The sequence below is a fragment of the Acinetobacter lactucae genome (genome assembly GCF_013122135.1).
GTDB classification, from domain to species: domain Bacteria; phylum Pseudomonadota; class Gammaproteobacteria; order Pseudomonadales; family Moraxellaceae; genus Acinetobacter; species Acinetobacter lactucae.
In genome coordinates this window covers 3,037,678-3,056,743 of the sequence record NZ_CP053391.1, presented here as the reverse complement: position 1 = coordinate 3,056,743, position 19,066 = coordinate 3,037,678, and the positions used below count along the sequence as shown (strand labels likewise).

At 39.5% G+C, this 19,066-nt stretch carries 17 protein-coding genes; 12 read left to right on the top strand and 5 right to left on the bottom strand.

The window, feature by feature from the left end:
- Positions 1-14 precede the first annotated feature (14 nt).
- Positions 15-941: an acyltransferase gene (locus HLV59_RS14280; RefSeq protein WP_171430239.1), complete on the bottom strand. Its 927-nt coding sequence runs from the start codon at positions 939-941 to the stop codon at positions 15-17.
- A gap of 246 nt (positions 942-1,187) precedes the next feature.
- Between HLV59_RS14280 and HLV59_RS14275 the strand changes: the two genes are divergently transcribed.
- The 10 genes from HLV59_RS14275 to HLV59_RS14230 all read left to right on the top strand — a co-directional run bounded on the left by HLV59_RS14275 (position 1,188) and on the right by HLV59_RS14230 (position 11,192).
- Complete coding sequence (locus HLV59_RS14275; RefSeq protein ID WP_031947566.1) at positions 1,188-1,841, top strand: OmpA family protein; 654 nt, start codon at positions 1,188-1,190, stop codon at positions 1,839-1,841.
- 193 nt (positions 1,842-2,034) lie between these two features.
- Entirely contained in the window at positions 2,035-4,074 is a 2,040-nt protein-coding gene (locus HLV59_RS14270; RefSeq protein ID WP_005070868.1) for a UvrD-helicase domain-containing protein, read from the top strand.
- A gap of 23 nt (positions 4,075-4,097) precedes the next feature.
- A complete protein-coding gene (gene dut / locus HLV59_RS14265) occupies positions 4,098-4,550 on the top strand; it encodes a dUTP diphosphatase (RefSeq protein WP_016144530.1) in 453 nt (150 codons plus the stop codon).
- A 199-nt stretch (positions 4,551-4,749) separates the two neighbouring features.
- On the top strand, positions 4,750-6,168 hold the full coding sequence (locus HLV59_RS14260; RefSeq protein ID WP_016144531.1) for a phosphomannomutase/phosphoglucomutase: 1,419 nt from the start codon (positions 4,750-4,752) through the stop codon (positions 6,166-6,168).
- 15 nt (positions 6,169-6,183) lie between these two features.
- Positions 6,184-7,089, top strand: coding sequence for an acetylglutamate kinase (gene argB / locus HLV59_RS14255; protein ID WP_002121716.1), 906 nt, complete (start codon positions 6,184-6,186; stop codon positions 7,087-7,089).
- Between the two features lie 122 nt (positions 7,090-7,211).
- Complete coding sequence (locus HLV59_RS14250; protein WP_016144532.1) at positions 7,212-7,994, top strand: GNAT family N-acetyltransferase; 783 nt, start codon at positions 7,212-7,214, stop codon at positions 7,992-7,994.
- Positions 7,995-8,101: 107 nt separating this feature from the next.
- On the top strand, positions 8,102-8,950 hold the full coding sequence (locus HLV59_RS14245) for a class II glutamine amidotransferase (RefSeq protein WP_016144533.1): 849 nt from the start codon (positions 8,102-8,104) through the stop codon (positions 8,948-8,950).
- Between the two features lie 251 nt (positions 8,951-9,201).
- A complete protein-coding gene (locus HLV59_RS14240; RefSeq protein WP_002121698.1) occupies positions 9,202-9,657 on the top strand; it encodes a bacteriohemerythrin in 456 nt (151 codons plus the stop codon).
- A gap of 153 nt (positions 9,658-9,810) precedes the next feature.
- Positions 9,811-10,878 (top strand): hypothetical protein, encoded by a 1,068-nt coding sequence (locus HLV59_RS14235; RefSeq protein WP_099910029.1) that lies wholly within the window; start codon positions 9,811-9,813, stop codon positions 10,876-10,878.
- The gene (locus HLV59_RS14230; protein WP_016144536.1) at positions 10,878-11,192 is read left to right on the top strand and encodes an RnfH family protein; all 315 of its coding nucleotides are present in this window, start codon (positions 10,878-10,880) and stop codon (positions 11,190-11,192) included. The genes HLV59_RS14235 and HLV59_RS14230 overlap by 1 nt, the downstream gene beginning before the upstream one ends.
- Positions 11,193-11,256: 64 nt before the next feature.
- Here the strand turns inward: HLV59_RS14230 and HLV59_RS14225 are convergent, their stop codons facing one another.
- Positions 11,257-11,655, bottom strand: a complete 399-nt coding sequence (locus tag HLV59_RS14225; protein WP_002121740.1) for an outer membrane protein assembly factor BamE — start codon at positions 11,653-11,655, stop codon at positions 11,257-11,259.
- Positions 11,656-11,766: 111 nt separating this feature from the next.
- On the opposite strand from HLV59_RS14225, the gene fur reads away from it, so the two are divergent.
- Positions 11,767-12,204, top strand: coding sequence for a ferric iron uptake transcriptional regulator (gene fur / locus HLV59_RS14220; protein ID WP_002121758.1), 438 nt, complete (start codon positions 11,767-11,769; stop codon positions 12,202-12,204).
- Positions 12,205-12,273: 69 nt separating this feature from the next.
- Here the strand turns inward: fur and HLV59_RS14215 are convergent, their stop codons facing one another.
- Together HLV59_RS14215 and HLV59_RS14210 are read right to left on the bottom strand one after the other, a co-directional pair.
- Positions 12,274-13,392, bottom strand: coding sequence for a PilT/PilU family type 4a pilus ATPase (locus tag HLV59_RS14215; RefSeq protein ID WP_126646067.1), 1,119 nt, complete (start codon positions 13,390-13,392; stop codon positions 12,274-12,276).
- A gap of 19 nt (positions 13,393-13,411) precedes the next feature.
- Entirely contained in the window at positions 13,412-14,449 is a 1,038-nt protein-coding gene (locus HLV59_RS14210) for a type IV pilus twitching motility protein PilT (protein ID WP_081175033.1), read from the bottom strand.
- Positions 14,450-14,575: 126 nt separating this feature from the next.
- Here HLV59_RS14210 and HLV59_RS14205 point away from each other — a divergent pair, with 126 nt between their 5' ends.
- A complete protein-coding gene (locus tag HLV59_RS14205; RefSeq protein WP_171430238.1) occupies positions 14,576-15,268 on the top strand; it encodes a YggS family pyridoxal phosphate-dependent enzyme in 693 nt (230 codons plus the stop codon).
- 200 nt (positions 15,269-15,468) lie between these two features.
- On the opposite strand, the gene HLV59_RS14200 is transcribed toward HLV59_RS14205, so the two are convergent.
- A complete protein-coding gene (locus tag HLV59_RS14200) occupies positions 15,469-19,065 on the bottom strand; it encodes an AAA family ATPase (RefSeq protein ID WP_171430237.1) in 3,597 nt (1,198 codons plus the stop codon).
- Position 19,066: the final 1 nt, after the last annotated feature.

Below are 19,066 nucleotides of genomic sequence, written 5' to 3'. Positions count from 1 at the left end.
TAACGAGTGCTTTCTTAAATATTTACAGTGGTATATTGAGATTTCATTTGCTCAATAAGTTGATCTTTTTCGGTCCAAATGTCATGAACCCATTGCTGAAAACGTTCACGATAAGCCGCGTCATCTTCATAGTTGCCGCCAAGCACCCAGTCTGGAATTTCAATTTTACGTAAGTTGACTGCGATTTTTGAAACATCGCCAAGCCAGAAATTGCTATAGCCCGGTACGCCGTCAGGATAGACGATGGTCATATCAACCAAAGCATCGATTTTGTCACCCAAGATATTTAATGCAAGTGCCAAGCCGCCTGCTTTGGGTTTTAGTAAATGCTTATATGGCGATTTTTGCTGGTCATGTTTTTCTTGAGTAAAACGAGTTCCTTCCAAATAATTTAATAATGTGAAGGGCTGACTTAAAAGTTGTTCACAGGCTTTACGTGCTTCCATCATGTCACGGTCTTTAAGCTCAGGATTTTTTGCAATCTGTTCTTTGGTGTGACGTTTCATCATTGGGAAGCCTAAAATTTTAAATGCTTGCCCAACAAAAGGAATAAAGATGAGTTCCCATTTGGTAAAGAAACGGGTAAGGGGCATACGTGTTAAACCAAAATATTGATTTACGGTCGTGTCTACCCAACTTTGATGATTGCAGGTCATTAAATAACGACCTTGCATATTCAGATTAAGTCCTTCATCAATGGTAATGTCCCATTTTAGATTGGGTAGAACATGGTCAATGAGCCAATTATTTACCCCTAACCAGCTATTTGTAATTTGAATATTAGTTTCATCTATTTTTGATGATTTTTTTAATAGCTTGGTCAGACCTAATGCAAGAACAGGTGGGCCATGAAAAAAAGTACTTCCTGTGATGACTGTACCTACAGTGAGTCCACGTGTAATTTTTTTTAGCGCAGATTGCTTATTGGGTGCAGTTGACATATAAAAGACCCCGAATGTCTAAAATCCATAGAAAAGTTGTTTAACTATAACTATCGTAATATGAAATACAACGACATCTTAGACAACAATGAAGAAATTGTGATGAGCCAGCATCTTAAAGTGCATCAAAATATTACAAAAACATAACTAAACTGTTTATTATTAACAAAATATCAATGTTTTATACTTCCTTTTTGTTTCATTATTCATCCAGACAACAAAACACACAAAGTGAGGAGGCATGCAATGCGTGCATTAGTTATTTCAACAGTGGTAGGGGCAGCAGTAGTATTATCTGGTTGTCAAACAACTGGTAATAATCTTGGTGGCGTTGAATACGATAAAGCCGCACTAGGTACTTTAATTGGTGCAGCAGCGGGCTACGGTATTTCTAAGTCAAATGCAAACTCTAGCCGTCAAAATAACCGTGCTGCAGCAATTGGTGCAGTTCTTGGTGCCGCTGGTGGTGTATATCTTGACCAGAAAGAGAAAAAACTTCGTCAACAAATGGCGGGTACTGGTGTAGACGTTGGTCGTAACCCAGATGGTTCTGTTCAATTGATCATGCCTGGTAGCATTACTTTTGATACAAACAAATCAAATATCAAGCCAAACTTCTATGCAACTTTAGACAAAGTAGCTCAAACATTGGCTGAAGATAACAAGAGTGCAATTTTGGTAACTGGTTATACAGATAACACTGGTAATGACTCTATCAACATTCCATTGTCTCAATCACGTGCACAATCAGTTAAAAACTACTTAGCTGGTCGCGGTGTTCCATCTAGCCGTATCGATGCACAAGGTTACGGTTCTTCTAACCCGATCGCAGACAACTCAACTGCATCTGGCCGTGAACAAAACCGCCGTGTAGAAATCAGCATTTATGCAAAACAATAAGATTTAAATTATTGTGTTAAAAACCACCTTCGGGTGGTTTTTTTATGACTGCAGTACAAGAAATAATCACGACATTCTGCGGCGCACAAATTGCATTATTAGACATCATTTATACATATCCGTAGATTTACTATTGGGTTTCTAAAACAGAGATGACTATAATCATGCTCGAAAAATTAAGAGGTAATACACGATGTCATCTGCCAGTCAATTGAACAACAAGCAAGAAGAAGCCATGAAATATACTCAGGGCCCTTTATTGGTGCTTGCTGGCGCTGGTTCAGGTAAAACATCGGTAATTACCCGTAAAATTGCCTATTTGGTGCAACATTGTCGTATTCCAGCGCATCGTATAACTGCGATGACCTTCACAAACAAAGCTGCACGTGAAATGAAAGAGCGTGTGACCAAGCTGTTGTCGCGTGAAGAAGCCAAAGGTTTATCCGTCTCAACCTTCCATACTTTCGGTTTAAACCTTTTGCGTTTAGAACTTAAAAACTTACCTTTAAAAGCTAATTTTTCGATTTTGGATGCAGATGACTGTAAACGTATTTTGATGGATTTAATGCATCGGGATAATTTATCGGGTGCAGAGAGTAAAGAATTAATTGCAAAAGCAATGAAGAAAATTTCAGATTGGAAAAACGATCTGATTTTGCCGGAACAAGCACATTCGACTTGTGAAACACCAGAAGACGTACAGTTTGCACATCTCTATCAACTTTATGAACGTAATTTACGTGCTTATAACGCCGTTGATTTTGATGACTTGATTGTTATGCCAACACGCTTATTGCAAGAAAATGCAGAAGTACGTGATAAGTGGCAAAACCGCGTTCGTTATTTATTGGTCGATGAATATCAAGATACCAATACGGCTCAGTATATTCTGGTCAAACTGTTAGTTGGAGTAATGGGGCAGTTCACCGCGGTAGGTGACGATGACCAATCGATCTACGCATGGCGTGGTGCTAAGCCTGAAAACATGGCATTGCTTAAACAGGATTTCCCTAATCTACATATCATTAAATTAGAACAAAATTATCGTTCGACCAGCCGTATTTTAAAAGCTGCTAACTGTGTGATTCAAAATAACCCACATATTTTTGATAAGAAATTGTGGAGTGATAAAGGGCATGGTGAAGTCATCCGAATCATTACATGTCGTAATGATGACGATGAAGCAGAGCGCGTGGTAAAAGACCTACTGACTCATAAGCTGATGAATGGTAAGAACTGGAAAGATTATGCGGTGTTGTATCGCGGGAACTTTCAGGCGCGTGTATTAGAAACCCAGCTTCGCCAAATGCAAATTCCCTATAAACTTTCTGGCGGCACATCGTTCTTCGCGCGTGCAGAAATTAAAGATGTGATGAGTTATTTACGTCTTATTATTAACCCAGAAGATGACAGTGCTTTCTTACGTATTATTAATACACCTAAACGTGCGATTGGCCCGGTTACTCTAGAGAAGCTCGGTTTATTCTCACAAGAAAATAATTTGTCTTTACTTGGTGCTTCTGCTGACCAGCGTTTAAGCATGGTGCTTCCTAAAAAAGCGGAAACACAGCTTCATGAGTTTGCCGATTTTATTGCGACATTTACTCGTGAATTGTTAGAAGATGATGAGCCTGTGCCTAAAGTTCGTCAAATGATGAATGAAGCGGGTTATATGGATTACGTTCGCGAACAGTCGGCAACGCCTGCACAAGAGAAAAGTAAACTCGATAATATCGAGAACTTATTTACCAGTATTCAAAATCTGATTAATCGTGCAGAAGATGTTGATGAAAAGAATATTGAAAGTGTCATCCGAAAATTGGTCTTACTTGATCTGTTAGAACAACAGCAGGAAGAAGAAGATACAGACAAAGTTAACCTACTGACTTTGCATGCAGCAAAAGGTCTGGAATTCCCATATGTGTATATTATGGGACTTGAAGAAGAACTATTGCCTCACAAGAACTCGATTGCAGCAGAAACTATTGAGGAAGAGCGCCGTCTCATGTACGTGGGAATTACCCGTGCACGTCAAGGTTTAACGTTAACTTTAGCGGAACAGCGCAAAAATGGCGGGCAGATGAAACAGATGACGCCTAGTCGTTTCCTTGATGAACTTCCGCAAGATGAGCTCGAGTGGTTAGGGCGTAAAAAGAAAATTGCGGCTAATGTTGACCCTAAAGAACAGGCTCAACAATATCTGGCAAATTTAAAAGCTTTATTAAAGCGTTAATTTTTTAATTTTTAGGAAATCCCATGAAAGTTCAAGTGAAATTGCTCGATCCGCGTTTAGGTAAAGAATGGCCTTTACCTTCATATGCAACAGCAGGTTCAGCCGGTTTAGATTTACGTGCCTGTTTAGATGAAGCAATTGATATTGAACCAGGCCAAACTGTTTTAGTTAAAACAGGTATGGCAATTTATATTCATGATGTAAATTTTGCTGGTTTAATTTTACCGCGTTCAGGTTTAGGTCATAAACACGGTATCGTGCTTGGCAACTTAGTTGGTTTGATTGATTCGGATTATCAAGGTGAATTGATGGTTTCTGTTTGGAACCGTGGTCAAAGCACATTCCGTTTAGAGCCGGGCGAGCGTTTGGCACAGTATGTTTTAGTGCCAGTTGTACAAGCTGAATTTGAACAAGTAGAAGAATTTGAAGAAACTTTACGTGGTGCTGGTGGATTTGGACACACAGGTAAACAATAAGTTTTTTTGAAATCTTAACGAAAATCAAACGCCTGTTGAACAGGCGTTTCTTTTTACATCTTGAATGTTACAAAGGATTATATTACAACACGCTTTACTCATATTCTTTTAACTTTTTTAGCAAACAAACCTTTCAAAAATTTTGAATAATCTATGTTTTTGCGATAGATCGAATTGATCTTTAAATAGAAGATACGCTATGAATGTAAGACACTCATTTCCAAAAAGTATTTTTCGTGCTTACGATATTAGAGGCAAACTTTCTTACTTAACCACGGACGTTGTCCGTTCAATTGCCTACGGATTGGCACAACAATACAAACAAGCAAAACAAACTCAATTAGTGATTGGCTATGATGCTCGTCTGACAAGTCCAGCCTATGCACACTTAATTGAAGAAATTTTAATAGAACAAGGTTTAAAAGTTACTAACATTGGATGCTGTTCCTCACCCATGATGTACTACATTGCCCGAGATTTTGGTGGTAATGGCATTATGGTGACTGCAAGCCATAATCCAAAATCGGATAATGGTATTAAGTGGATTTTAAAAGGTGAACCGCCGTCTCCGGAAATGATTCAGCAGGTAGGTGAAGAAGCTCAAACTTATGTACCATCTCATGCAATTTCTGTACTTGAGTTAATCCTACCTCAATTTAAAGCTGAATTTTGTCAGCAATACCAACAAGCTATTTTTAAAGATATTCAATTAAAACGTCCTTTAAAAGTTGTTTTAGATGGTTTGCACGGTTCAGCAGGGCATTGCTCAAAACTAATCTTGGAAAAAATGGGGTGTGAAGTCATTGCTTTACGTACCAATCCAAATGGAGATTTTCCAGATCATGCTCCAGATCCGTCACATGCAGCACATTTAACTAATTTGCGTAAAGCAATCATTGAGCAGCAAGCGGATATTGGCATTGCTCTTGATGGCGATGGAGACCGTGTTGTTCTCGTCGATGAAAAAGCACAGATATTGACAGCAGACCGCTTATTGTCGCTTTTTGCGCAAATGTGCCTTGAGCAGCACCCAGAGCAAGAAATTGTTTTTGATGTGAAATGTTCACGTATGGTTCAAGAGACTGTCGAAAAACTCGGTGGAAAAGCAAAAATGATCCGTACGGGAAGTAGCTTCCTACGGGCTTATTTGTCTCAGTCAGGCGGACGTGCCATTTTTGGTGGAGAATATGCGGGTCATTATGTGTTTAATGATGGCCGTGGTTTTGGCTATGACGATGGTTTATATGCTGCATTACGAGTAATGGAGTATTTTACCCAATCTGATGCCGCTACAATTTCTGAATTATTTGCTCCATACCCAGAAAGATGTTGTACAGAAGATACCTATATTGGTACGTATCAGTCCGATCCAAAGTATGTATTACAAGATATTGAAATTTTAAGTCATCGCTTAGGGGCACGTATTAGTAAAATTGATGGCGTACGTCTTGATTTTGATGATGGTTTTGGCATTATTCGAGCATCAAATACTGGTGAATACTTTACAGTAAGATTTGATGCAGATAATCCTTTACGATTAAAGGAAATCCAGCAAAAATTTGTAGATATGTTGCAAGAACACTATCCGCAAATTGCACAAGAACTTTCAGAGGCCTAACTAAGGAGAGGCGTAATGCCACAACATCAGCATATCGGTGTCGACAAAGCAAAAATCTTGATTGAAGCTTTGCCGTATATTCAACGTTTTACTGGTAAAACGCTGGTGGTGAAATACGGTGGCAACGCAATGACTGATCCGGAGCTCGAGAGTTCATTTGCCCGAGACATCGTTTTACTCAAAACTGTAGGATTAAATCCGATTGTTGTTCACGGTGGTGGACCACAAGTAGATTCATTTTTAAAGCAGTTAGGCCGTGAATCTGACCGTATTGACGGTATGCGTGTAACTGACGCTGCAACCATGGAAGTGGTTGAAATGGTGTTGGGCGGTAGCGTAAATAAATCAATCGTTAATCTGATTAATAAACACGGTGGACGTGCGATTGGCTTAACGGGTAAAGATGGTAATTTACTTCGTGCCCGTAAATTGCTTATGGAAAAGCAAGAAGAAGATGGTTCTATCAAACATATCGATTTGGGTATGGTGGGTGAAGTGACTGGCGTTAAAACAGATGTATTGGAAATGTTTACCCAAAGTGACTTTATTCCAGTGATTGCGCCACTAGGTGTAGATGAAGAAGGCAATACTTATAATATTAATGCTGATTTAGTTGCAGGCAAGGTAGCAGAAGCACTAGGTGCTGAAAAATTAATTTTGCTCACGAATATTAGTGGTGTGCTTGATGAAAATAAAAATCTCTTAACTGGCCTTACGACGCAAGAAGTTGATCGCCTCATTGAAACTGGTGTGATCTATGGCGGTATGATTCCTAAAGTAGGCTGTGCGCTTGACGCTGTTAAAGGTGGCGTTGTGAGCGCACATATTGTTGATGGTCGTGTGCCACATGCCACATTACTTGAAATCTTCACTGATCATGGTGTGGGAACACTGATTTCTAACCGCACTAAAACAGCTTAAGAAATCCGTTATTCTCAATAAAAAGATCACCCTAGGTGGTCTTTTTTTATACCACCTTGATTTGGTCATTTTTTTGTCATGAGCTTTGACTAGTGTAGGGGGTGTCACTAGGAGCGTTCATTATGCTGGAAAAATTTAATCAATATCGCCAAACCTGGACTTTACCTTTAAATCGTCATAAAGCAATAAATCAGACGCAATTTCGTTTTGAATGGGTTGATAATTTAAAAGAATTACAAGATGTACAACGGTTTCGTGCACAACAATTTAGCCAACAATTCGGAATCAAGTTTGAAGATAACTTAGACCAAGATATTTACGATTTTGGTTGTGAACATGCGGTCTTGCGTGAAAAGTGGACTGGAGAAATCGTAGCGTATACTCGTTTAAAATTATTCCAAGGCCACGAAATTGCACAAAGTTACAGTGCACATGAGTTTGATATTGTTCCTCAATTATCTCATCTTCCAAATGTGTTAGAAATAGGCCGTACTTGTGTACATCCTCGCTTTCGTAATGGTAAGGCATTGTCGATGCTGTGGTTAAACCTTGCACCGAAAGTGCTATGGTCAATGCGCGCTAAATATTTAATGGGCTGTGTCAGTATTCATTTGCAAGATAATTTAGCTAGAGCGTATTACACACATCGCCAGATTCAACAGTTATCTGAAAGCAAAACGATCGATATCCGTTCGAAAAAAATCTATGAACCTGAATATCCTGAGTTTAGTTTTCCACAAGATGAACGTATGCCAAAGCTATTCCAAATGTATTTGAGCATGCAGTCAAAATTATCGAAACAGGCATTTTTTGATGAAGAATTTAACTGTTTAGATTATTTTGTATTTCTTGAAGTGAATAAAGTTGCGACCTCATTTGTAATGAATAAAATGGTGCAGCGTTAATCATATTTCCTATTTTGTAATAGCCAGCACATATTGAGATTTGCAAGCACTTTTACTCTCATGCACAATAGAGCAGATGGGGTAATTAGAAGTAGTTTAAAAGCGATATGTGCCAGCTATTAGGAATGAATTGTGCAACACCAACGGATATTACTTTTTCCTTCCGTGGTTTTTCACAACGTGCAGGAATTACCTCAGACCATAGCGATGGATTTGGTATCGCATTTTTCGAAGATAAAGCGTGCCGTTTATTTGTTGATAATCAGTCGGCAGTTGAATCTCCAATTGCCGATCTTATTCGTAATTATCCTATTAAATCACGTAACGTGATTGCACATATTCGCAAAGCTACTCAAGGCAAAATCACTTTAGAAAATTCACATCCCTTTATTCGAGAGTTGTGGGGGCGACACTGGATTTTTGCTCATAATGGCGATTTACATGATTTTAATCCGCCGTTAAGTGGACGTTTCACACCAGTAGGCAATACCGATAGCGAGCGGGCATTTTGTTATTTGCTTGATCAACTTGTTGAAGCATTTGGTTATGAAGAACCAAGTCTTGAACAGATATTTGAAGTATTAGAAAAGATTTCTCCACAAATTGCGGAATACGGCACATTTAATTATTGTCTATCTAATGGCAAAGCATTATTTAGTTATGCCATTACTAAATTACATTGGCTCGTTCGTGAATATCCATTTAATCAGGCTCATTTAATTGACTTAGATGTCGAAGTTGATTTTAGCCAAGTAACCACACCTGAAGATCGTGTGGCAGTTATAACGACTGAACCTTTAACACATAATGAAAATTGGACAGCATATCAACCTGGTGAAATGATTTTATTTCAACATGGTAAACCAATTAAAAAAGCTCTAACTTTTGTAGAAAGATTAAAGCGCGAACAGGAAAATCCTGAACTTAAACGTATTACACGTGCAGATCAGTATTAATATAAAATATATTTAAAATATATGAATAAGGATATTTATATATTTTAGTCATTTAATAATAAAATAGTTTGTTTAAAAAATACTTTATTATTTTAGTTGGTTAATTTTAATTAAAATATATAAAAACAATAACTTGTGTAAAATATATTTTTTATATGCTAAAGCCGACAAAATAGGTTTGTTTTTATTTATATTCTTTAAATATATCATGGAGTTTATGCAACAATCATTAAGCATCATTGGGGAGATGTATGAAAATGAAATGGGCTTCAGAATATAATACGGGTATTGATGTTATTGATGAGCAACATAAACGAATACTTGATTATATTAATGAGATTGATGATGTAAAAGATGAAGAGGATAGACGTCGCATTAAAGATGTTTTAGACAATATTATCGATTATACGCAATCACATTTTACTTTCGAAGAAAGTTTGCAAGAGGAAGCTGATTATAAATATCGTGTACCTCATAAACGAGTACATGATTTATTTATTAAAAAAATAGAGTTATATCGTGAACGTTTTGAAATGGGACACACGATTGAAGCAGAATTACAAGAAATTTTGGCTAAATGGTTAATTAACCATATTCAACATGATGATGCCGATTATGTAGGAGCAGTAAAAGAAAATATGATGGGAATTATTAGAGAAAAAGAAAAAAAGAAAGGGAAAAACTGGTTTGCTCGGTTTTTCTCATAACCTGAAATAAAAATAACTCATAATTTCAGTTAGCGCGGCAAACTATCGATTCGGTAGTTTGCTTTTTTTATTGAGCAAACTTTGATTTTCAAGCATGACACGGGCAAAATATCTATAGTCTTTTTCAAGGAATGCATAATGCAGGACATACCTATGTCACGATGGTTATCGCCCCTGATGGCGTTTTGCTTATCTTTCATCATTATGGCGACATTGGCACCCACGATGGGCATCCAGATTGATCGTCAACTCGATTTCTGGTTATTGTGGTTAGGCACAATGTTGCTATTGGCACTACCAGTTTGTTATTTGGAAATTGCTTTAGCAAAACGGTCGAAGACTACAGCCTTAAATGCGTTATCAAGTTTAACTCGTGAAGCAGATAGTTCCCCAAAATGGCGTTTGGTTGGCTGGCTTGCAGTTATTTTTATTCCATTTTTAGCAGGTAATGTATTAAGTACCGCTGGCAATTTACTAGCTACACAACTTAATAATAGCGTTTCTGGGCAGCTTGTTTTCGCAGGTCTTGCTGTTGTGGGTTTAATTTTATCCTTTATTCCACGTCAGATTTTAATTTTATTGATGACGGTTGGTGTAATTGCTTCTCTTGTTTTAGCTAACACAATGGGAACGACTTTACAGCCTTGGCATTGGACCAATGTTGAGTTTAAAGAATGGGGTAATGCGACTGTACTTGCACTTGTTGCGAGTGGGCTAGGTTTAGGACTTTACTGGCAAAATAGTGTAGGTGCTGTTCAGTCGCAAGAAGGTGCAACTAAAACTGTTCTTCCAATCTGGTTAGCTCAGCTCATTGCTGTGATTGCCTTTGGTTTCTTTTCTTTGCAAGCACAGCTTCCTGTTTTCACTTGGATATTTACCGCAGTCATGACAACAGCGTTATTTGTGCAATTGGCTAGAGAGCAGCTTGCTCAGCGCCAGCTTATGCCTATTTTACAGTGGGTGATTATTGTTGTAGCGATTGCGGTTTGGGCTGTACCTGAGCTCCATAGTATCTTTACGTTAATTTTGATGCTTTGGGGATTACTCATTTGCCTGATCTATGCCATTTTTGCTGGCTGGATTATGAAAATTAGCCATTTGCGTAAATCTATGAATTTTAGTAATGAGTTGTTTTATAACTTATGGCGTATTGCGGTACGTATTGTATTACCGCTTTCAATTATCATTGCCATGGTTGCGGTAATTGGACAAATGATCTGATGGAAAAACCTCAGCAAGTGTGGGTTGCTTTTGCAGCCCCAGAGCAACAGTTTTTAGTTGCTATTCCATTTGAAGCTGGTATGACTGCATTACAAGCAGTTGAGGCGAGTGGGTTGCAAACACAGGTGAGTTTGCCTGAGCCATTACAACTTGGCATCTTTGGTGCAAAAGTTGAGGCACATGCGATTTTGCAAGCGGGTGATCGAGTTGAGGTTTATCGACCTTTAACCATTAATCCTAAAGATATACGCCGTAAACGCGCCGAGAAAAACCCTGTGGGACGATATATTAAAAGTAATCGCTTTAAGCAATAAGCCCCATAAACAAAACCCCTCAAAGTTTTTCACTTGAGGGGTTTATTTTTATTAGAAAAAACGATTATAGTGGTGGTGCAGTTAAAATCGCTTCTTTAGAAGCAGGTAAACCTGGTTGCGATTCTGGAATAGTTTCTAAACCTTCAATTTTAGTTACTGTGCCAGTTCCATCAAAGTAAATTTTTAAATGCTGACCATGTGCTGCGGGGATTTTTGCTTTTTTCGCATAAGTTCCCGGGATATAGTTGTAAATGTAGTCCCAACGTAGAGGATTGAGGGGATCAGTCACAGTTGGACTACCAAGTAAAAAACGCACTTGCTGGAAATTCATGCCGACCTGTACTTGAGAGGCTTGAGCTTTGGTCAATGGAGTCCCTTGAGGAATATCAACCTTATATACACCAAAGATTGAACAACCAGCAAGGAGTGAAGTGACTAATAACGTCAGCACGAGTTTTTGCATTTTGCTACACTATCCCAATAAATTATGATGCATTTGATCAAAGGATAGATCATACTTCATCTAAATTCTATTGCCTATTCCAACTTGAGATTTGTTGAGAGACCTTTTTTCATGCCTATTTCCAATCAAGATTTGCGCAAAGCTGGACTTAAAGTTACCCTTCCACGAATTAAGATTTTGGAATTATTAGAAAATTCAAAACAACATCATCTTAGCGCTGAAGATATTTACAAGACTTTGTTAGAACAAGGGGAAGATGTCGGCCTTGCGACAGTTTACCGTGTGTTAACACAATTTGAAGCTGCAGGTATCATTCAGCGCCACCATTTCGAAAATAATCATTCTGTTTTCGAAATTATGCAAGAAGATCATCACGATCATTTGGTTTGCCATAATTGCAACAAAGTTATTGAATTTACTAATGATGTTATCGAGAAGGAACAGCATGCTGTAGCAGAGCAACATGGGTTTACCTTAACGGGTCACTCATTAAACCTCTACGGTTACTGTAACGAACCTGAATGTCAGGAAGTACTGCGCAAGAAATAATCGTTTTCACACAAAGAAAACAAATAAAAAAGGAAGGTTACGTTTAACCTTCCTTTTTTTATGAAGAAATTACTGTCTGTCGAAGGTTAAATGCTGATTTGTGCCTGCAATTTGATCAGGACCTTCTTCGGCAAGCTTAATTGTTAAACGTAAATCGTTTGGTGAGTCGGCATGTTTTAATGCATCTTTGTAGGTAATTTGGCCTGACTTATAAAGATCAAACAGCGCTTGGTCAAAAGTTTGCATACCGAGTTCACGTGAGCGTTTCATTAAATCTTTAATTTCATGAATTTCGCCTTTACGAATATAGTCTGAAATTAATGGTGAGTTAATGAGAATCTCAATCGCTGCACGGCGCGAATTACCATCAGGTGTTGGAATAAGTTGCTGTGCAATCATGGCCTTTAAGTTAAGTGATAGGTCCATGTAGAGCTGGCTGTGACGATCACTTTCAAAGAAATGAATAATACGGTCGAGCGCTTGGTTGGCGTTGTTGGCGTGCATTGTGGCTAAGACCAAGTGACCCGTTTCGGCGAAGCCAATTGCATAGTCCATCACTTCACGCGTACGAATCTCACCAATCAAGATGACATCGGGTGCTTGTCGCAAAGTATTTTTTAAGGCAATTTCAAATGAGTCCGTATCGATTCCGACTTCACGTTGGGTAATGATGCAGCCTGCATGTTCGTGAATAAACTCGATTGGGTCTTCAATGGTAATGATATGACCTTTAGAGTTATGATTACGATAGCTAATCATTGAAGCCAAAGATGTCGATTTACCTGTGCCTGTTGCCCCTACAAAAATAATGATGCCGCGTTTGGTCATCGATAAATCTTTAAGTACAGGCGGTAGTTGTAAGTCATCAATTGAAGGAATTTTAGTTTCAATTCGACGGAGTACCATGCCTGGCATGTCGCGTTGCTGAAAAGCACTCACACGAAAACGGGCAGTTTTATCACGGTTCATAATGGCAAAGTTACATTCACGAGTGTCTGCAAATTCTTTGCGTTGTTTTTCACTCATGATGGAATGTAACAGTTGACCAATAATTTCGCCTGAAAGACTATTTTTTGAAATGGGAACAATTTGTCCATTAATCTTCATCGACGGTGCAACGCCATCTGTAATAAAGAGGTCGGATGATTTTTTTTCAACCATCAGGTTGAGCAGGTCATTAAAATCCATATTTATTCTCTAGTTATTTTTATAGGAATGATTCAGGCTGTTTAGCAGCAGTACGAGCCGTTTGAGGACTAATTACACCGCGAGCGACTAAACCTTTTAAGCTTTGGTCGAGGGTGGTCATGCCATGATTTGCGCCTGTCTGAATAGCTGAGTACATTTGCGCGACTTTGTTTTCACGAATTAAGTTACGAATGGCAGGAATACCAATCATGATTTCATGGGCTGCAACACGCCCACCGCCATTCTTTTTAAGCAGGGTTTGTGAAATAACAGCCTGTAAAGATTCAGAGAGCATGGCTCGAACCATGTCTTTTTCTTCGGCTGGGAATACGTCAATCACACGGTCAATGGTTTTCGCAGCAGAAGTCGTATGGAGCGTACCAAATACCAAATGGCCTGTTTCAGCCGCGGTAAGTGCTAAACGAATGGTTTCAAGGTCACGCATCTCACCAACCAAAATAATATCGGGGTCTTCACGCAGTGCTGAACGTAGCGCTTCATTAAAACCGTGTGTGTCTCGATGCACTTCACGTTGGTTGATGAGACATTTCTTAGACTGGTGTACAAACTCGATAGGGTCTTCAACCGTTAAAATGTGGTCATAACGGTTTTCATTAATGTAGTCCATCATCGCTGCAAGTGTGGTGGATTTACCTGAACCTGTTGGACCTGTAACCAGTACAATGCCACGTGGATAATCACAAATATCTTTAAAGATTTGACCTAGGCCTAAATCTTCCATGCTGAGCACTTTGGAGGGAATGGTACGAAACACTGCACCGGCACCACGGTTTTGATTAAATGCATTAACACGGAAACGCGCAACATTAGGCACTTCAAAAGAAAAGTCGGTTTCGAGTTTTTCTTCGTAGTCACGACGCTGTTTATCATTCATGATGTCATAGACCAGACGGTGAACATCTTTATGATCTAGAGCAGGTAAGTTAATGCGACGGACTTCGCCATCAACACGAATCATTGGTGGCATGCCAGCAGACAAGTGTAAATCGGACGCGCCATTTTTCACAGAGAAGGCGAGTAGCTCTGTAATATCCATAATTTCCCCAAGTAAATCAAAATATGTCATTATTTTGTAGAATAATATACGGCTTTCACCGAGGCTTACCAACACCTCGCTTTAGGTGAAAAGCAAAAAAGTTTTTTGAAAATGAGAACCTTGTCAATGAATTACCTGCAAGATGCGCGGCAGCACGTATTACAGCAAATCCAAACTGCTTGTGAACATGTTCAACGTGCGCCTGAAACCGTGCAACTTTTAGCCGTATCGAAAACACATCCAAGTGAAAGTTTGCGTGAAATGTATGCAGCAGGGCAAAGAGCATTTGGCGAAAACTATTTGCAAGAAGCTTTAGAAAAAATCGAAGCTTTACACGATTTAGACATTGAATGGCATTTTATTGGTCATGTTCAACGCAACAAGACGAAGCATTTGGCCGAGAAATTTGATTGGGTACATGGTGTAGATCGTTTAATTATTGCCGAGCGCCTATCTAACCAGCGTGGTGATGATCAATCTGCGCTTAATATTTGTTTGCAAGTGAATATTGATGGGCAAGACAGTAAAGATGGCTGTGTACCAGATGAAGTTGCCGAGTTAGTTGGTCAAATGAGTCAACTACCGAAAATCAGGTTACGTGGCTTAATGGTCATTCCAGCGCCTGACAATACTGCCGCTTTTGCAGATGCTAAAGCCTTGTTTGATGCTGTGAAAGACCAACATGCCCACCCAGAAGATTGGGACACTTTAAGTATGGGAATGTCGAGTGATTTAGAAGCTGCAATTGCGGCTGGTTCAACCATGGTTCGTGTAGGAACAGCCTTATTTGGTGCTAGAGACTATTCGCAAAAAAGGTGATGTAAGCTTTATCTTACAGAAACTGCGGGCTTTTGCGGCTATGGCAGACAATGCTTTTTTCGTATTATGAACTCATCAGGAAACAGGATGTTTCTAAGAATAACAATAAACAGTGATGAATGGATGCATACAGGTACGACAGGAGTTATACCAACGCAGAATCTAAAAAAGCCCCGACAGGATGTCGGGGCTTTTTAGTTTTAACCTACTACTTCTATGGTACTTGCACCTGCACCGAGTGGTTTTACCTGAATTTGTACAGGAATACGCTCATGCATTTCTTGAATGTGTGAGATGAGAATGACCTGACGACCCTGATTTTGCAATTGGTCTAAAGCATTCATCACCATGTGCAAAGATGAGGCGTCTAAAGTACCAAAGCCTTCATCAATAAACAGCGATTCAATTTTCATTGAGCCCGAGGCCATATTGGCAATCGCTAAAGACAAGGCAAGGGCAGTTAAGAACGATTCACCACCAGATAAAGAAGCAACAGAGCGGGTTTCTCCATCCATGTCATGGTCAATAATCGCAAGACTTAGAGACTGATCTAGGCGTTTTAGTGTATAGCGTTGAGACAGCATTGCCAGTTGCTGGTTGGCATGTTCCACTAAAATATCTAGGTGATATTGCTGAGCGTAGTCGCGGAACTCTTTACCTTTTGCATCACCAATCAAGCCTGAAATTTTGCTCCAGCGATGTTCTTCTTGCTGAATATTTTGAATTTGCTCAGCGTATTGTTGCTGTTTAGCCAGATTTTGCTGATGGACTTCAAGCTTAAGCTTAAGCCGATCACGTACTTCAAGCTGGGCTTTGAGTTCTGCAATATTGTCTTGAATAAGGCTAACAAGCTTTTCATATTCAATATCTGGCTGAGTTTGTAAGTGCTCGCTCAATTGCTCTTGCATGGTTTTAAGGGCAGAAGAGGCTTCACTTAATAAACGCTCGGCATGATTAAGACGGTTACGAATGTCTTGCTCTTGGGCGGAATTGATTTGCATGAGCGCCGTAAGATCAGTTGCCTGAAAATCAGTATGGGCTTTTAACCAGTTTTGAATTTGTTCATTAATCTGCTGCTGGTGCCCCGCAGTGTGTTGATGTTGATGCTTAAGCTGATCGAGTGCCTGTTTTTGCTGCTCAAAGTGCTGTCTGGTTTGTTCAAAACGTTGTTTAGCCTCGTGATACGCGGTTTGTTGTTGCTGACGTTTAGCATCGTGTTCAATTAACCATTCATGCGGTTTAATGTCAGCGCGGCCTGTCATTTGTTGAATGAGCGACACCGCTTTTTCATTATTTTGTTGGCCTTTAAGCGTAATCTCTCTGAGATTTTGATTGATCTCATCAATTTGCTTGGACATTTGCTCAAGATTGGCAGCTAACATTTTAAGTTCTTGTTGCTGCTGTTCAAAACGCTGTGCAAGCTGTTCTTGTTGCTCAAGCTGCTTAGCGCGTGCATCAAGAATAGTCCAAGTCTGCTTAGCCGTTTGGCTACTCGACTGCTGCCACGCTTGCTGTTCTGTTTCAGATAAGCACTCAACAATATGTTGAACCTGTTGTTGCCATTGCTGTGCAGTATTAAGCAAGCTTTCATTACGCTGAATAGACTGAACGAGTTGACTATGTTGTTTAATCGCTTGGACTAAACGCAAGTTTTCTGAGTCAAATGAACTTATAGCAGTTTGCGCGGCTTGTCTGAGTTCGTTGAGCGTTTGCAAGATCTGTTCAGGAGCTTGATTAAGTTCAATATGTAATTGATTGAGCTTAAACGTTTGCTCAAGCTCTTGCTGCAAGCTTGATTGTTTTGTTTGAAGTTGAGCTAGATATTTGTGAACTTGCTCAAGCTCAGCACGGCACTGGGTAAGTGCATGTTGCTGGGTTTGCCACGCATTAAACTTAGTTTGCTCTAGTGCAACAGCTTGCTGCTCTTGTTGTTGCTGCAAGTCGAATAAAGCTTTGGAAACTGCACTATCATCAATACGGTAAGGGTGGTGGGTACTTCCACAGACTAAACACGCTTCACCTTCTTTAAGATCGGCTCGTAATTGCTCAATATTTTCAGTGTGTAGTAAACGCTGCTGTTGCAGGATGTACTGTAACTTTTCACGTTCAGCTTTTGTTGTTTGGTAGTCTTGCTCTGTGGACTGGCAAACGGTTTTAAGCTGCTGTTCTTGGGCTGAGACTTGAGTTTGTTTTTCAGTGAATTGCTGAAGCTCAGCATATAACTCATGATAAATTTTAACTTTCTGTTGAGTCAGATCTAGCTGAGTGATTTGAGCGAGCTTTTGTTCTTTGTCTTTACGTTGCTGTTCAAGCTTTAACTCAATTTGTTCAACTGTGCCGAGTGAAGCTGTCAGTTGTTCAAGTTCACTTTTATCTTCCGCTAGCTTTTGGCGGGCAAGGGTAGGGTTTCCGAGTTGTTGTTCAATCGCTTGGTAATTTTGAATAAATTGTCCGAGCTGATGCAGATGCGCTGAAAGGCCTTTGTCCAATACAGCATATTGCTGAGTCTGAGTAAGCTGCTGTTGTAGGTAAATTCTGTTCTGCTCAAGCTGTACAATGTGCTGTTGCACAGTGTTTTGCTGTTGTTGCACTGGACTGAGTTTCTGCTCAAGTACATTTTTCTTTTCTTTGCACTTTTTATATTCATCGGCAATAAAGGCACGTTCTTGAATGGACTGCCGAACTTGATTTAAAGCTTGTTGATGCTGCTGCTCAAAATCGAGCGTTTGTTTGAGTTCTTGTTCTGCAAGTTGATATTGTTTTTGTCCCGTTTCAAAAATTTGCACTAACTCATTAAACTTGCTTTGAGCTTGCTGAATTTGTGGCTCAAGTTGTTGTAGGGTTTGTAAATTTTGAGATTGCTGAAAAACTTGTGGGCGTATTTCAGAGAAAACTTCGAGTCGTTTTAATTGCTCACGTTCACCAGCCAATTGTTGATGATGATTTTGCTGGGTTTGAAACTGTTGTTGTCTAGCTTGAACTTCTTGCTCAAGTTTTGCTTTACGCTCAAACCATTGTTGCTGTTTGTCTAAGACATTTTTATGTTGTTCTAATTTTTGATGATTTTGTTCAGCTTGCTGATATTGTTCGGTAAAAGCCGTAATCTCTTCATCAGACAAAATTTCAATGTGGCCTAAGAACTCTTCAAGCTGTTTACGCTGTTTTGCAATATCTGCTGTTTTACGAAAGGCCAATTCACCGATTTTGGCGAAAATGCTGGAGTTGGTCAGGTACTCAAGTAACTCACCGCGTTCACTGTCTCGTGCTTTTAAAAATGCGGTCACTTCGGATTGGGCAAGTAATACCGCACGAGTAAACTGTTCAAAAGAAAGCTGGGTAATTTGTTTAACTTTTTCATCAACCGCTTTGGCTTTGTCGGCAAGCACCACGCCATCGGTCAGGCATTTTAAGTGGCGTTGTACGCTTTGTAATTTACCATTTGGGTTTTCACGTGCCCGTTTAATTTCCCAGCGTGCCAAATAACGTTTTTGATCTTGTGCGATAAAGCAAAGCTCAGCAAAACCATGTCCTGTACCACGGCGTAAGACAGTTAAAGGTGAATTGGTCAGCAACTCGGAACCATCGACATCTTTTAACTTACCATCGCTGTCTTTAAGGCGAGGAACCCGATTAAACAAAGCCAGACACATGGCATCTAAAATAGTCGACTTACCAGCCCCTGTTTTCCCTACAATTGCAATCAGACCGGCATGGGCGAGAGGCGCGCTTTCAAAATCAATAAAGTGTTCATCAGAAAGAGATGCCAGATTTTTTATTCGAATGGATAAAATTTTCATG

What these genes read in the sequence shown, in the direction of transcription:
- HLV59_RS14205 (WP_171430238.1), top strand. Translation starts at nt 14,576, where the DNA reads ATGAATTACCTGCAAGATGCGCGGCAGCACGTATTACAGCAAATCCAA.
- HLV59_RS14215 (WP_126646067.1), bottom strand. Translation starts at nt 13,392, where the DNA reads ATGGATTTTAATGACCTGCTCAACCTGATGGTTGAAAAAAAATCATCC.
- HLV59_RS14270 (WP_005070868.1), top strand. Translation starts at nt 2,035, where the DNA reads ATGTCATCTGCCAGTCAATTGAACAACAAGCAAGAAGAAGCCATGAAA.
- HLV59_RS14260 (WP_016144531.1), top strand. Translation starts at nt 4,750, where the DNA reads ATGAATGTAAGACACTCATTTCCAAAAAGTATTTTTCGTGCTTACGAT.
- argB (WP_002121716.1), top strand. Translation starts at nt 6,184, where the DNA reads ATGCCACAACATCAGCATATCGGTGTCGACAAAGCAAAAATCTTGATT.
- HLV59_RS14275 (WP_031947566.1), top strand. Translation starts at nt 1,188, where the DNA reads ATGCGTGCATTAGTTATTTCAACAGTGGTAGGGGCAGCAGTAGTATTA.
- HLV59_RS14240 (WP_002121698.1), top strand. Translation starts at nt 9,202, where the DNA reads ATGAAAATGAAATGGGCTTCAGAATATAATACGGGTATTGATGTTATT.
- HLV59_RS14210 (WP_081175033.1), bottom strand. Translation starts at nt 14,449, where the DNA reads ATGGATATTACAGAGCTACTCGCCTTCTCTGTGAAAAATGGCGCGTCC.
- HLV59_RS14245 (WP_016144533.1), top strand. Translation starts at nt 8,102, where the DNA reads ATGTGCCAGCTATTAGGAATGAATTGTGCAACACCAACGGATATTACT.
- HLV59_RS14280 (WP_171430239.1), bottom strand. Translation starts at nt 941, where the DNA reads ATGTCAACTGCACCCAATAAGCAATCTGCGCTAAAAAAAATTACACGT.
- HLV59_RS14200 (WP_171430237.1), bottom strand. Translation starts at nt 19,065, where the DNA reads ATGAAAATTTTATCCATTCGAATAAAAAATCTGGCATCTCTTTCTGAT.
- fur (WP_002121758.1), top strand. Translation starts at nt 11,767, where the DNA reads ATGCCTATTTCCAATCAAGATTTGCGCAAAGCTGGACTTAAAGTTACC.
- HLV59_RS14225 (WP_002121740.1), bottom strand. Translation starts at nt 11,655, where the DNA reads ATGCAAAAACTCGTGCTGACGTTATTAGTCACTTCACTCCTTGCTGGT.
- HLV59_RS14235 (WP_099910029.1), top strand. Translation starts at nt 9,811, where the DNA reads ATGTCACGATGGTTATCGCCCCTGATGGCGTTTTGCTTATCTTTCATC.
- dut (WP_016144530.1), top strand. Translation starts at nt 4,098, where the DNA reads ATGAAAGTTCAAGTGAAATTGCTCGATCCGCGTTTAGGTAAAGAATGG.
- HLV59_RS14250 (WP_016144532.1), top strand. Translation starts at nt 7,212, where the DNA reads ATGCTGGAAAAATTTAATCAATATCGCCAAACCTGGACTTTACCTTTA.
- HLV59_RS14230 (WP_016144536.1), top strand. Translation starts at nt 10,878, where the DNA reads ATGGAAAAACCTCAGCAAGTGTGGGTTGCTTTTGCAGCCCCAGAGCAA.